The sequence below is a fragment of the Paenibacillus sp. y28 genome, assembly GCF_037137075.1.
Classification (GTDB): Bacteria; Bacillota; Bacilli; order Paenibacillales; family NBRC-103111; genus JBBBNV01.
In genome coordinates this window covers 285,876-299,002 of the sequence record NZ_JBBBNV010000002.1, presented here as the reverse complement: position 1 = coordinate 299,002, position 13,127 = coordinate 285,876, and the positions used below count along the sequence as shown (strand labels likewise).

The following is a 13,127-nucleotide window of genomic DNA, read 5'->3' as shown; positions in this document are numbered from 1 at the left end:
AACCTACAGTCTAGCAAGAGAGGGGCGTTTGCGAATGAAGGCTGGCAAAGTCAAAAAGGCAATCATCCCGGCCGCAGGTCTGGGAACCCGCTTCCTTCCCGCTACCAAAGCGGTACCAAAGGAAATGTTCCCGCTGCTGGATAAACCGGCCATTCAATATATTGTCGAGGAAGCGGTGGATGCCGGCATTGAATCGATTCTTATCGTGACCGGCAAGCATAAACGGGCGATTGAGGACCATTTCGACAAAAACAATGAGCTCGAATGGAGTCTGCAGGAAAAGCAAAAAGAAGCCGCCCTGCGAACGCTGCAGGAGACAAACCGGTTCGTCAATATTCATTTCGTGCGCCAGCAGGAATTGCTGGGGCTCGGCCACGCCATCCATTGCGGCAGTCCATTCGTCGGCGGCGATCCGTTTGCCGTTCTGCTGGGGGATATTGTAACGGATGCTGAACGGCCGGCGTTAAAGCAGTTAATCGCGTGCTACGAAGCGGAACAATCGCCCGTTTTGTCCGTCAAGCCCGTCGCTTGGCAGGAGGTCAGCCGATATGGCGTTGTCAGCGGCCCGCTCCTTGACCGGAATATGCTGGAAATCCGGAAGCTGATTGAGAAGCCGCAATTTCGCCCGGAGAGCAATTTGGCGATTATGGGCCGGTATATTTTGGACCCCGGCATTTTTAACGTTTTACAGCAAACCGGGCCGGGCGCCGGAGGCGAAATTCAGCTGACGGACGCTCTGCAGGTGTTATCCGTACAGCAGCGTCTGCTCGCTTGCATTTATGACGGGCCTATGTATGATGTCGGAGACAAGCTGGGTTATTTAAAAGCCTCCATTCAACTGGCATTAAAGCATGAAGGCTTGAAGGAGCCGTTATCCGAATTTCTTCGGGATGTGTTGACTGAGCAAGATACTGACTCCGCCAAAGAAGGTGAGTAGGTTTGTCTACCAAAACCGTGATTACGGGAGCTGCAGGTTTTTTAGGCAGCCACCTGGCCCGTAGGCTGATAGATCTGGGACATCGTGTCATTGGCATCGACAACTGGGCAACGGGAACAAGGGAAAATGTGGCGTATTGCCTTACCAAGCCGAGCTTCACGATGCTTACGATGGATGTAAGCGCGCAGGACATCATCTCCCATCCCCTGCTGAGCGATGCAAATGAGCTATATCATCTTGCCTCCCCTGCTTCTCCGAAATTTTATCAGGCGGCCGCGCTGGACACCATTGCCGTGAATACGATCGGGACGCGCCATATGCTGGAGCTGGCCAGAAGGACCGGCGCCAAGCTGTTATTCACCAGCACAAGCGAAGTATACGGCGACCCGGAAATTCACCCCCAGAGCGAGTCATACCGCGGCAATGTCAACACGTGGGGCCCTCGGGCTTGCTACGATGAAGCCAAACGGCTCGGGGAAGTGTACTGCTATGAATATTGGCAGCGTTATGGCGTTCCCGTACGGGTAGCGCGGCTGTTTAATACGTATTCCGCAGGACTTCGCAGTGACGATGGCCGGGTTATTTCCAATTTCGTCACCCAGGCTTTATCGGGCGCCGATCTGACAGTGTACGGGGACGGCAGCCAAACCCGCTCGTTCTGCTACGTGGATGATACGATAAGGGCGTTAATGATGATGATGGAGAAGGAAGCAGCAGCCGGAGAAATTATAAATATCGGCAATCCCGCCGAATATACCGTTCTGGAAGTCGCGCAAAAGGTAATCCGGCTGTCCGGCGCAGCAAGCCGAATTACGTTTCACCCCCTCCCGGCCGATGATCCGAAGCAGCGCCGGCCGGTCATCCGCAAAGCTCAGGAGCTGTTAGGCTGGGTGCCGGAGATCCACTTGGATGAAGGCCTGAAGCGTACCATTGAAGTATACAGCGAACAACGTAAGCGGTAACCGTGTGTAATCCGGGTACACATACTGAAAGGAGACCTGGACATGAGAATTGTGTGTATTGGGGCCGGTTATGTCGGAACGGTCACAGCCGCTGCCTTTGCGGCGCTGGGACATGAAACGATCCTAGTGGATGTGGATGAGCGGAAGCTGCAGGCCATTCAGCAGGGGCGCAGTCCCATCTATGAGCCCGGACTGGATCAGCTGCTGGAATATGTCGTCACCCGCCATTTGACCGCCACCGCTTCCATGGAAGGAGTAGCCGAAGCAGACGCCGTTTTCATTTGTGTAGGCACACCGGAAAATGCGGACCACTCTGTCAATTTAAGCTACATCAAGCAGGCGGCCATTCAAATCGGGAACCACCTCAACCCCCGCCGTTTCACCGTAATTGTAACCAAATCAACCGTTCCGGTAGGCTCCGCGGATTTGGTCTCTTCCCTGATCGAAGCTCATTCCCGCACCAAATCCGGGAGCTGCTTCACCGTCGTCAGCAATCCGGAGTTTCTAAGAGAAGGCAGTGCGCTAACCGATGTGTTCTTCCCCGACCGCATCGTTATCGGCTCTGCCCATCCGAGAGGAAGCACGGTGATGAAGCAGCTGTACCGTAATTTTATGAAGCGGACCTTCGATCCTCTCGTCATGGACATGATCAAGGGCAAGGAGTATAGGCTGAAGCCGAAGCCGGTTTATTTGGAAACGGACCCGAAGAGCGCGGAGCTAATTAAATACGCCTCCAACGCTTTTTTGGCCGTCAAAATCAGTTATATCAACGAGATTGCCAGGTTATGCGAGGCACTCGGAAGCAACGTGTCCGAGGTGGCCAAAGGCATGGGGCTGGATCATCGTATCGGAAGCCAGTTTCTGGAGGTTTCCAGCGGCTGGGGCGGGAGCTGCTTCCCCAAGGATACTGCGGAGCTGCTCGCTACCAGCACCAAATACGACCGGGAGCTGACAATTGTGCGGGCAGCGGTAGAAGCCAATCAGCGAATGATGGAGCATGTAGTATCCAAGCTCAAGCAGCGCATGAAGACACTTCAGGGGAAAACCATTGCGGTGCTCGGACTTACCTTCAAGCCGAATACAGATGATATCCGGAACAGCCAGGCCATTGTCATCATTCGCATGCTGGAGGAGCTCGGGGCATTCGTGCAGGCCCATGACCCAAAAGGGATGCCTGGCTTCCGCAAGCTGCATCCGGAGTTATCCGTCCGGTATTGCGAGCATGCGGAAGAGGCGGCTGCACATGCAGACGCCTTGCTGCTGCTAACGCATTGGGAGGAATATCGCACATTGCCCTGGGAGCGCATTCGGGCCAGCATGAGACGGCCGTATATATTGGATACGAGGCGGCTGTGGTCCGGTGTAGGGCTGCCCCGGCTTGGCTTCCGTTACGAGACCCTCGGCGCGGACCACGATGCCGGATAACTAGGCAAGCCCCGCATTCTTCAGGATGGCCAGCAAATCCGTCTCGGATATGTTATAATCCGGAGCTTCATTCGGCAAGCCGAGCAGCTCATAATAATCCAGTCCCGCATAACCGGCGATTCTCCAGAAGTAATCCGGCGTGTAGCCATTCTCAAACAACTCAATAACCTTGGTGCCGGGAGCGCAAAATGTTAGATTCGTGAGCCCGGCACCGTGCGGGGCAACAATTGCTTTTGCACAGGCAAACATTTGAACCTGCTGAAGGAAGCTCATGTTTTCGAGCCGGACGGCAGTGAACCCGTGGTCCTTGAGAAGCTGGAGCACGGCCTCTTCATTTATTACGCCCCTGTGGGTTCTGCGAATATAGATTCGTTCAGGCACGTGAAACGACTCATCCCGAAGCGGCAGGAAGGAATTACGGAGAAAATTAAAGGAGCACTTCGGAAATCCGGAGCGCCAGGTATGAGACGGCACGACGAGCCGGGCGGCTTGCAAATGGAACTGCTCATGCGTTTCAATCCGTTTCTCGGGAGGAATTCCAAGCAGCTGCAGCGTTTCCTCCTGAAACGGCTTTCTGCCGTTCCGGTTGACGATGTATTTGTCAATGGCCACACCGCTCTCTTTGAGCCAGCCCAGGCGGGCAATGACGTCATAGAGCCAGTGGTAGTAGTTTTCACTATAGTTCAGCGTGAGCACGGCAACCGTTTCTTCCGTGACGCTTAGCGGATGAGATTCCCAGCGGTGAAAAACGGAATGCTGCGCATCGTCAACAATATCGGCCGAAACGTCCATCAGCAGCCGGTTGTCGTTCGTAATGACAAATCCGTATTTCCCCCACACTCTTCCCGCCGGAATGACCGCCACCGAAACCGTATGCTGAGGGATCGTCCTCTCCGGGAAGCTCGCTTTTCCATGAATGCTTTTGCTTTGCGGCAGATGGAAGGGCGGGTCAAAATAAAACTCCGTATATTCCGCGCCCGGGACTTTCCCGGCCTCTGTCTCCGACCATTCCTTCGCTGTAACGTATTTTCCAACGGGCTGAGCCGAGGTCGGAAGGAATGCCGGGAGCTTTTCCTTCTCCGGCTTCGCTGGCTCAGGCGGCTCGACAACGGAAAGCTTCGCTGTTTGCAGATCCTTATCGCTCATAGATGCAGGCTGCTCCGGCTGCGCCGCTCGAGGCCGCGCCCGACGAGCTTTCTTCTTGCGGAGGCGCCTCGTTTTTTTAGACAGCCTGATCGTGGTTTGGCCTCTTCCGCCCTTCCCGCCCTTTCCGCGCCTTCTTTGCGCCCGTTTGCGTTTTGCCGCGCTTCCGGTGAGCAACCGGCGTCTTTTAACGAGTCTTTTTTTGATTTTTGCTTTTTTTCTCAATTGTAGCACCTCTCCCATCTGAATCTGCTCATCGTCTAAATCAGGTTAACCCGGCTCGCTCAAGCAGGGCGAGCAGCAGGTCAGGAGCAATCAGCATATCATCCTCTTTGGCCTGACGGCTTCCCGGACCCGAATAAGACGCGCCTAGCAAGTAATAATAATCCAGCTCCGCATAATTACTGATCGTCCAGAAATATTCGGGAATATAGCTGTCGGCAAACAGCTCGATCACCGTAGTACCAGGAGAACAAAAGGTCAAATTGGTCAGTCCCGCGCCGTGCGGTGCCACAATCGCCCGTGCGCCCGCAAACAGCTGAATTTGCTGCCTGACGGTCATCGTTTCCAACCGGAACACCTGGAATCCGTATTTCTCCAGGAACAGAAGAATTTGCTCTTCATTTAACAGTCTGCGCACGGAGCCGGCTCTGCTTATATAAATCCGTTCGGCGGATGCAAATGACCGGTCGCGCAAAGGCAGAAATGACCGGCGAATAAAATCAAATGCGCATTTCGGATTATCCGAGCGCCAGGTATGGGAAGGAACAATGAGGCGGGAGGCCTGTAAATGAAAGCGCTCATCCGTCTCGATCCGCCGCTCGGGAGGAAGGCCCAGCAGCTGCAGCGTTTCTTCCTGAAACGGCTTCTGACCGTTCCGGTTTACAATGTACCGATCGATAGCTGCACCGCTTTGCTCCAGCCAAGCCAGCCTGGCCAATATATCGTACATCCAGTGATAATAATTCTCACTATAATTTAACGTAAGCACTGCAACCTTCTCATCGGTCCTCATGAGCGGATACGATTCCCAGCGATGGAACACGGCATGCTGCGCATCCTCCACGATGTCGGCGGAGACCTCCATCAGCAGCCGATTGTCTTCCGTGAGGACGAAGCCGTATTTCCCCCATGCCCTCCCGTTCGGAATAACCGATACGGAGACAGGATGCTGCGGGTGTTCTCTTGCTGGAAAATAATCGCCCTCCCCCAAGGTCTTGCCCTGCCTGAAACGGACTTCCGGGTGGTAAAACAGAGGGATGAATTCGGCGCCCGGCACCGTGCCGATCGCCGTCTCGGCCCAATCTGCAGCCGTGTTATACTTTCCTTCCGGCTGGGGGAATTCGGCTTCAACCTGGACCAAATGCTCCTCTACAAATGGCGGAGGGGGCTCAGGAGGGTCCGGTGCAGGCACGGCCTCCGGCTCAACCGGGCTTTCGGCGGAAGGCTCGCTTGCCGGGACGGTGCCATGCTCTGCGGCATGATTTCCTTCCTTCAACTCCAGCGGCTTCTGAAGATCTGCTTCCCCGATGTGAGGGGCTGCTGTTTCCGGCGCGGTTCGTTTTTTGTTCCTGCTTTTTTTGCGCTCCACGAGCCGGCTTTGTTTCATGTTCCGTTTCTTGTTGCCTGCTTTCCTGAACAGCCCTGACTTGTTCAATCCGGAAGCGCGTTTCCTTCTCCTGATCCGGATCGTCTTGAGCCTTGCGGCGGTCGGTGAACGGGAGGATGCCGCACGCTTGATTTTTTTGAGCATATCCGATCCCTTCCTTGTTCAAAGTTGAAGCTCCTCTAAGCGATGACTCCGATTCGTTTCAGACGGTTCACGGCTATCCGGCCGCAGGCTTCCGGAGAATAGTTTATCCGAATCGTTTCCTGCCCTTTGGCGGCAATTTGCTTGCGCCAGCCGTCATCCTGCAGCAGTCTGCGCATATAATAAGCCGCATGCTCAATATCCGGATTCGCCCACATCTGATGGGCCTCGTATGGCCCGATGTCTTGACCGACCTGGACCCTATTGTAATGGACAGGACAGCTGTTCATCTGGTCCATAAAATCTCTTGTGGAAGACCAATCTGTTCCAATGACCGGCTTGCCGAGGAACATGCCCTCCGCCAGCGGAAGACCAAAGCCCTCCGAACGATGAAGAGATACCACGGAATCACAGACTTGCAGCAGGCCGTTTACCTCCGCCCTGCTTAACGTCTTTTCAATCAGATAAATATTGGGCCAGCCCTCGATTTGCTGCTTCAGCTTCTCCCTCTCCTGCGGCGCATGGTCAATTCCATTCACTTTCACGACCAGGCCCGCCGACTTGTCGGATGCCGAATAGGCCTTCTGAAACGCCGCTACTGCCCCCATCGGGTTTTTACGGGCTTGCTGGCTGCGCATGTCGTACATGGTCAGGAACAAGAACGTATGGTCCGGCAAGGAAAAGAAGCTGCGGGTAAAGGGGACGGACGTGTCCACGAACACCGGCGTAGGAATACGCACAACCGGTACAGGGGAACACCGGGAAACCGAGTCCAGCACGAAGTTGGACGGTACCCAAATCTCCTGCAGGACTTCGAATCCGGAGTAAAATTGCGCCGGGAATTCCGGCAGCTCCCAATGCCAGTAGCCGATATTGTACCTGCCTTGAAAAACCTCCGGACCAAGCTGCTTCACGGCATATGGCATCATGTCGGGATTAAATACAAACAGATTGGTGCCGTATTGGGGATGCATAATTTCCTTATGCGCCCAGCTTGTATCCTCCATGCGGCCCGGATTTCCTTCATGCACGTGAATGAGCCCGAACGGCACCTGGGCCGACTGAAGCCCGCGGGCAATTTGCCGGCAGGATTCACCGAGCCCCATCTCGGCACGGGGGAAGCCGATCAGGTTCATCCCGTGCAGCTGCAGCACCGGCGATGCGGGCAGGCTAGGGACAAGCTGCCTTTTTCGCAGTCCCCGACGTGAAAAAAGACGCTTAGCGCCGCTCTTACGGCGCTTTGGCCGAATTTTGGATGAGAATACCAGGATTCGTTTTCTCTTTTTTATCTTCATCGGACGCTCCTTTTTCGTCTACGCTTCCAAGGTGTGTATGTCCTTAATCGCGTTTTTTAACTGCTGCTCCTCCGCTTTGCGGCAAATCAGCAGACCATGATCGGTGGACACGACGATTAAATCTTCAACTCCAATTACCACAGTCTGGTTATGCCCGGAGACGATAATGTTATTGCTTGCCTGCCTGGCCAGCACACGGCCCTGAATCAAATTCCCGTCGGCGTCCGGCTGAAGCACCCGTTCCAGAGCTGACCAGGAGCCGACATCATCCCAAACGAAATTCACCGGAATCGTATAAATTTCATCGGCCTTCTCCAGAATGGCATAATCGACAGAAATGCTGGGCAGCCGCGCATACGCTTCAGCGAGATCCGGACCGCTGTCCAGCAGCGCCTGCCACATCTGAGGCTGATGCTTCTCGACATAGTACGCGATCGTGGACGGCTTCCAAATAAACGTTCCGCTATTCCAATACACGCCCGGCTGGCACAGCAGCTCTTTGGCCGCTGCAGCCGAGGGCTTCTCGATAAAAGAATGCACCGGCCGGATGCCGGGAAGCTCCGGCTGCTCAGTGCCTGACCGGATATACCCGTACCCTGTCTCAGGACGTGTCGGAACAATGCCCAGCGTCACGATGGCCCGCCCCCGCATGGCCGCCTGCTCCGCTTGCAGAAGGGCTGCTTGCAGGGAAGCACTATCCGGCATATAATGATCCGACGGCGTCATGACCAGCACCTCGTCGTCGTTCCTTTTCAGGAAATGCATCGCTGTCAGAGCAATACAAGGACCTGTATCCTTCTGCTCCGGTTCTATAATGATATGATCCGGCAATAGCTCAGGTAGCTGCTCCTGAACCAAAAGACGGTATTCGGCGGAAGTGACAACATACATGGCGGATGCCGGAAGCCAGCGTGCAAACCGTTCATACGTCAGCTGCAGCATGGTTCGCTCTGAAATGATAGGAAGAAATTGCTTCGGCAGTTCGGTGGTGCTCTTAGGCCAGAAGCGGGTTCCTTTTCCTCCGGCCATAATTACAATCTTCAAACGGCAACACCTGCTTTCCTGGCACGCGCGCTGCGCCGAAGCCCGCTGATTTTCCTCGCCTTTCGAAGCCGCCCGCTGATTTTGCCGGGCCGGACGCGCAGTTTGGACGCCCTTCGGGAGCCTGCCAATTTCGCGGCTTTTCGCCGTTTGCCCGCAAGCACCCTTATTCCATCACGCGCCACTCTTTTGCGGCGGCGCCATCCTCTGCGGCGCTTAAGACGGGCGCGGCGGCGCAGGCGGCGGGAAAGCCTGGCGGCTTGAAGCGGCGGCGCAGGCGACGATAACGCCGGCTGAGGGTTCAACGAATCGAGCAATGCCTGATAATCATGCAAATTATCGTTAATGATCATTTCGTAGTAGGTGCGTCCGACTTGGGGCCATGTGTACGAGGCGGTTTTATTTTTGACCGCTTGACCGAGCTGGTTTCGGAGATCGTCGTTGCGGATTAATTCGTTCAGCTGCTTCGTTAGAGCAGGCACATCATGGAAGGGAAACAGCATGCCGCATCCATCGGAGAGCAGCTCTTCCGCATAGTAATAAGGGGAGGATAGTAACGCTTTGCCCTGATGAGCGGCAAGTGTCAAGGTTGCGCTGGAGATCTGTTCTTTGTATAAATAAGGGGTAATATAAATGTCGCAGGCCATGATATATTCCAGCAGCTCTTCATTGGATAAGAAGTAGGGGATGAATCGCACATTGTTCTCCAGGCCGTGCGTCTGGACAATTTCAATGAGCTGGTTGCGGTAATCCTCGCCGTGATGCCTGCGCTCTTCCGGGTGGGTTGCCCCCAGAATGTAGTACATGAATTGGGGCGAATGCTTGATTACCTCCGGCAGCGAGTTAAGCACCGTTTCAATTCCTTTATTGGGTGAAATCAGCCCGAAGGTAACGGCCACGGTATAATTGGCAAGGCCGAGCTTTTGCTTCACAGTGGCTTGCTGCTGTTCTTCCGAAGCAGCGGCGACGCCCAGCGGGATATGAACCAGCTTGCTTTCCGGCATGTTGTAGGTCGACTGGAGAAAGCGAATCCCGCTTTGGGAAAGAGTTATGACCCGTCTGCTGTAATTGCCGATGGCGATGGCCGTTTGGCTTAATGCTTCGGGCGGGTCGTTAATCACCGTATGAAAGGTGGTGTAGACTGGCTTGCGCAGACGGGAAAGCAGCTCCACAATGTAATTTCCGAATATGCCGCCAAACAAACCGAATTCATGCTGCAGGGAAACAGCTTGAATGTTCGGAGCACGATTAATAAATTCGGCAGCTTGAATGTAGTCCTCGAGCCGGTCCTGCTGCACACTAAATACCACTTCAGAGCCGTAGTTATCGGCCTTATCCCGGGTAAGCGCGATAATCGGCACTTCGCTTTCACCGCTTGAAAGAATTGCATGGCGTAAATCGTACGTAAATTCGGCAATGCCACATCGTCGTGGCGGATAAGAGCTGATAATGGCGATTCCCATGACAGCCACTCACCTCACTTTTTTAGTCATGCGTGTTTTAAATAACGGCTTTACGAGGCTGGAGACAGCTCCAGCGATTCCGGACGCCCGGCTACCACAGGCCCAGCCGCACCAGCCGGTTCATGGCCAGCAGGCCGCACACCTCCGGAGAATAACGGGTGCGTATCGTGATCTGCCCTTTGGCTGCAATTTCTTTGCGCCATTCCGTTTCCCTTTGCAGCCGACGCATGAAATGGGCCGCATGCTCAATGTCCGGGTCGGCCCAACGCTGATGCGCCTGATAAGGCCCGATATCCTGACCGACCGGTATTTCTTCATAATGAACCGGGCAGGAGTTGCTGTTGTTCATAAAATCCGTATTGGCCGACCAGTTCGTTCCGATGACCGGCTTACCGATATACATCGCCTCGGCCAGCGTCAACCCGACGCTCTCAGAGCGGTGAAGGGAAATAACGGCATTGCAAACATGCAAAAGCGCATTAAATTCCGAACGGCCCAGCGTTTTATCCAAAACATAAATATTCGGCCATCCCTTCAAATGCTGCTTGATTTGGTCCCGCTCGCCCGTACCGGCATCCAGACCATTCATTTTTACGACCAGACCGACATTGCTGTCATGGGGCGAGAAGGCTTGCTGAAACGCGCGAATGGCGCCTTGCGGATTCAAGCGGGCCTTCTCGCTGCTCCGTATGTCGGACGTGCACAGGAATAAAAATGACTTCTCCGGCAATCTGAAATACGTCCGATCCTGAGTAAACGGAATGCCGACATGCACAGGAACAGGAATCCGCACAACAGGCACCGGGGACGAACGACTGACGGCATCAAGCGCAAAATGGGACGGGACCCACACCTCATGCAAATGCTTGAAATGGGGGTGAATATGATCGGGCAGGTCCGGCAGGTCCCAGTGCCAATAGCCGATATTAAACCGCCCCTGAAGCACTTCCGTGCCCAGCTGCCTGATAGCGAAATGGAACGAATCGGGCTGAAGATGGAATACATTCATTCGAAATAACGGGTGAGGCGCTTCCTTATGATCCCATCTCCTGTCACTCATCCGGGCGCTATTTCCTTCCTGGACATGAAGCATGGCAAACGGAATCGGTGTCGTCTGCAGACCTTGCGCCAGCATGCGGCACGACTCTCCCAGCCCTGTCTCCGCCCGGTGATAGCCGATGATGTTCATGCCCGGCGCTCCCGGCCAAGTATCCGCAGCGGCTGCACCGCCCGGTAATGCGCAAAACGGTTTTGCCAGGCGAAGCCTTCTGCGCAGCCGCAGCTTCTTCGTGCGGTGTAGACGGCGGCGTTTACCGCCTGATCTCACCTTCATGGTCCGTTTCGCCCTGACTCTGAATTTCATTCTGACCTTAGCCACCACCGCTCACCTGCCTTCTTTTGCGTAAGGCCACACGTTACAGGAGCACCTGCAAAGTTAGATTAATGTATGAAGTTTATGGCCCATACGCATGGACGAACATCACCCTGCAGCCGAAAAATCATAAAATGGTCACTTTCCCATCCCGCTTAGCTTTCCAGATTTTTGGCCGGCTGGCCCGGGGATGTCATGCCATCCTCAAGGCCTTTTGCATAGCCTGCATCAAAGCCTTCGTTATACCCCAGGTCGAATGCCTTATTGTATTCCTTGCCGTAATGGGGGCCATGCGCCGGATTCGGATTCGGATTTGGTCTGGCCGAACGATGCCGCCGGCGGATTAATTTGACCGGGCGGCTGCTGCTTTTGGAGCCGGGCGCACGCTTTTTCCGAACGACCCGCCCTTCGTTCGCTCCGGCGGCTAAGGAGTTAACAGCATTTTTTTTCTTGCTTACCATCGTACAAAGCACCTCCTGAATTATTGAAACACTAGGGTCAACAATTGATACAGCCGCCGGCGGTACGTGTGCTCCCGCAAGGTTCTTTCCAGTGCGGCGAACGCAATGTTGCGGCGATCTTCTTCATGATTTAAATAATATTCCATTTTTTTTACCAAATCAGAGGGACTGGAATAGGTTACAATTTCCTTCCCCGGTTCGTAAAAGTTTTGCAAGTCGCTTCTCATATCGGACAACTGCAGCGTACCGCAGCCCGCAATCTCGAAGGTGCGCGGATTCAGCGACAGCGCATGGATTTTGCGGCTGTTTTGGTTAAAGGTTTGATCATCGAATGCCCGGTGCAGGTTGATGACGATTTTGGCACCGTTGTAATATTGAACCGTCTCCTCCGGGCTAAGCCAGGTATTCAGACGAATGCGGCTGGACATCTGGTTATACTGTTTCAGCCGGTCCCACCACAGGCCGATGAACCTATATTTTTTCGTCTGCAAATAATCCGACAGCTGGTCAAAAAAAGCCACGCGGTTCCAAAACGCCGTGCCGATAAAGCAAATGTCGGTTTTGTAGGCCGGACCCACATGCTGCGGCGTGAACACCTTCGGATTCACCGCAAACGGCAAATAATACACGTTCTTGCAGCCCAATTGCTTGTAAAGCGCCACACATTGGAGCTCCAGCGTAAAGACATAATCGTAATGAGGCACAATTCCGATCGTAATATCGGTATAGTACGGATCGTCGGACAGCCAAATCGCTGTCTTAATGCCCATTTCACGAAGCAGCTTGATTTTCTCCGCTTTGAAATTGTGGATGCCCTCCAGAGTCAGGACCAAATCCGGCCTCATATGACGAGCCTGCTCGGTCATATCGTCGTTCGGCGTTACGACATTGATTTCCCGCACAAGTCGGCTTAGTGATTCGATAATGGCTGCATCCAGCGGAGCGTAGGGCACGCTGAGACCGGAGGTGACATACAGCACTTTCTTGTCAAACAAGATTTGATCCGGCTGTGGATTATTGTTAATAATGGCCTGGCAGCGTCCGAAGCGGTAGCCCTGATCCCAGCCTGAAGCAGCACCGGCCATACGCCCTTGCTCCGCAAGCCGGACGGCAGCAGCGTCAGACTTCCGATGTCTGCGAGCTTTTCCTGTCTTCATCGTGCGGCGCCGCGTTTCGCCCACAGCTCTTCTCATCCTTCCTCTCCTCCTTGCTGTAAAATAGCTTCAACCGCAGCTCCGCCTTCGTACAGCGATTCCATTCACGGCCGTACCCGCGTTC

The 13,127-nt window shown here is 54.3% G+C and carries 11 protein-coding genes; 3 read left to right on the top strand and 8 right to left on the bottom strand.

Features of this window, described 5'->3' with window-relative positions:
• Positions 1-34: 34 nt before the first annotated feature.
• From galU to WBG83_RS04475, 3 genes are read left to right on the top strand one after another with little or no spacing between them, the layout of a single operon-like run.
• Positions 35-937 (top strand): UTP--glucose-1-phosphate uridylyltransferase GalU, encoded by a 903-nt coding sequence (galU, locus tag WBG83_RS04485; protein ID WP_336743065.1) that lies wholly within the window; start codon positions 35-37, stop codon positions 935-937.
• Positions 938-939: 2 nt separating this feature from the next.
• Positions 940-1,899 (top strand): NAD-dependent epimerase/dehydratase family protein, encoded by a 960-nt coding sequence (locus WBG83_RS04480; protein WP_336743063.1) that lies wholly within the window; start codon positions 940-942, stop codon positions 1,897-1,899.
• Positions 1,900-1,941: 42 nt separating this feature from the next.
• Positions 1,942-3,324, top strand: coding sequence for a UDP-glucose dehydrogenase family protein (locus WBG83_RS04475; protein WP_336743061.1), 1,383 nt, complete (start codon positions 1,942-1,944; stop codon positions 3,322-3,324).
• Here the strand turns inward: WBG83_RS04475 and WBG83_RS04470 are convergent, their stop codons facing one another.
• The 8 genes from WBG83_RS04470 to WBG83_RS04435 all read right to left on the bottom strand — a co-directional run bounded on the left by WBG83_RS04470 (position 3,325) and on the right by WBG83_RS04435 (position 13,042).
• The gene (locus WBG83_RS04470) at positions 3,325-4,470 is read right to left on the bottom strand and encodes a glycosyltransferase family 61 protein (RefSeq protein ID WP_336743059.1); all 1,146 of its coding nucleotides are present in this window, start codon (positions 4,468-4,470) and stop codon (positions 3,325-3,327) included.
• Between the two features lie 262 nt (positions 4,471-4,732).
• A complete protein-coding gene (locus WBG83_RS04465; RefSeq protein ID WP_336743057.1) occupies positions 4,733-6,220 on the bottom strand; it encodes a glycosyltransferase family 61 protein in 1,488 nt (495 codons plus the stop codon).
• Between the two features lie 35 nt (positions 6,221-6,255).
• On the bottom strand, positions 6,256-7,512 hold the full coding sequence (locus WBG83_RS04460; protein ID WP_336743054.1) for a glycosyltransferase: 1,257 nt from the start codon (positions 7,510-7,512) through the stop codon (positions 6,256-6,258).
• An 18-nt stretch (positions 7,513-7,530) separates the two neighbouring features.
• Positions 7,531-8,556: a mannose-1-phosphate guanylyltransferase gene (locus WBG83_RS04455; protein WP_336743052.1), complete on the bottom strand. Its 1,026-nt coding sequence runs from the start codon at positions 8,554-8,556 to the stop codon at positions 7,531-7,533.
• Positions 8,553-10,016, bottom strand: a complete 1,464-nt coding sequence (locus tag WBG83_RS04450) for a glycosyltransferase (RefSeq protein WP_336743049.1) — start codon at positions 10,014-10,016, stop codon at positions 8,553-8,555. The genes WBG83_RS04455 and WBG83_RS04450 overlap by 4 nt, the downstream gene beginning before the upstream one ends.
• A gap of 91 nt (positions 10,017-10,107) precedes the next feature.
• Complete coding sequence (locus WBG83_RS04445; RefSeq protein WP_336743047.1) at positions 10,108-11,349, bottom strand: glycosyltransferase; 1,242 nt, start codon at positions 11,347-11,349, stop codon at positions 10,108-10,110.
• A gap of 194 nt (positions 11,350-11,543) precedes the next feature.
• Positions 11,544-11,849 (bottom strand): hypothetical protein, encoded by a 306-nt coding sequence (locus tag WBG83_RS04440; protein ID WP_336743045.1) that lies wholly within the window; start codon positions 11,847-11,849, stop codon positions 11,544-11,546.
• A gap of 20 nt (positions 11,850-11,869) precedes the next feature.
• On the bottom strand, positions 11,870-13,042 hold the full coding sequence (locus WBG83_RS04435; protein ID WP_336743043.1) for a CgeB family protein: 1,173 nt from the start codon (positions 13,040-13,042) through the stop codon (positions 11,870-11,872).
• Positions 13,043-13,127: the final 85 nt, after the last annotated feature.

Excerpts from the sequence above, each read along its gene's own strand:
- WBG83_RS04450 (WP_336743049.1), bottom strand. The coding sequence starts at position 10,016 with ATGGGAATCGCCATTATCAGCTCTTATCCGCCACGACGATGTGGCATT.
- galU (WP_336743065.1), top strand. The coding sequence starts at position 35 with ATGAAGGCTGGCAAAGTCAAAAAGGCAATCATCCCGGCCGCAGGTCTG.
- WBG83_RS04445 (WP_336743047.1), bottom strand. The coding sequence starts at position 11,349 with ATGAAGGTGAGATCAGGCGGTAAACGCCGCCGTCTACACCGCACGAAG.
- WBG83_RS04475 (WP_336743061.1), top strand. The coding sequence starts at position 1,942 with ATGAGAATTGTGTGTATTGGGGCCGGTTATGTCGGAACGGTCACAGCC.
- WBG83_RS04435 (WP_336743043.1), bottom strand. The coding sequence starts at position 13,042 with ATGAGAAGAGCTGTGGGCGAAACGCGGCGCCGCACGATGAAGACAGGA.
- WBG83_RS04440 (WP_336743045.1), bottom strand. The coding sequence starts at position 11,849 with ATGGTAAGCAAGAAAAAAAATGCTGTTAACTCCTTAGCCGCCGGAGCG.
- WBG83_RS04460 (WP_336743054.1), bottom strand. The coding sequence starts at position 7,512 with ATGAAGATAAAAAAGAGAAAACGAATCCTGGTATTCTCATCCAAAATT.
- WBG83_RS04465 (WP_336743057.1), bottom strand. The coding sequence starts at position 6,220 with ATGCTCAAAAAAATCAAGCGTGCGGCATCCTCCCGTTCACCGACCGCC.
- WBG83_RS04470 (WP_336743059.1), bottom strand. The coding sequence starts at position 4,470 with ATGAGCGATAAGGATCTGCAAACAGCGAAGCTTTCCGTTGTCGAGCCG.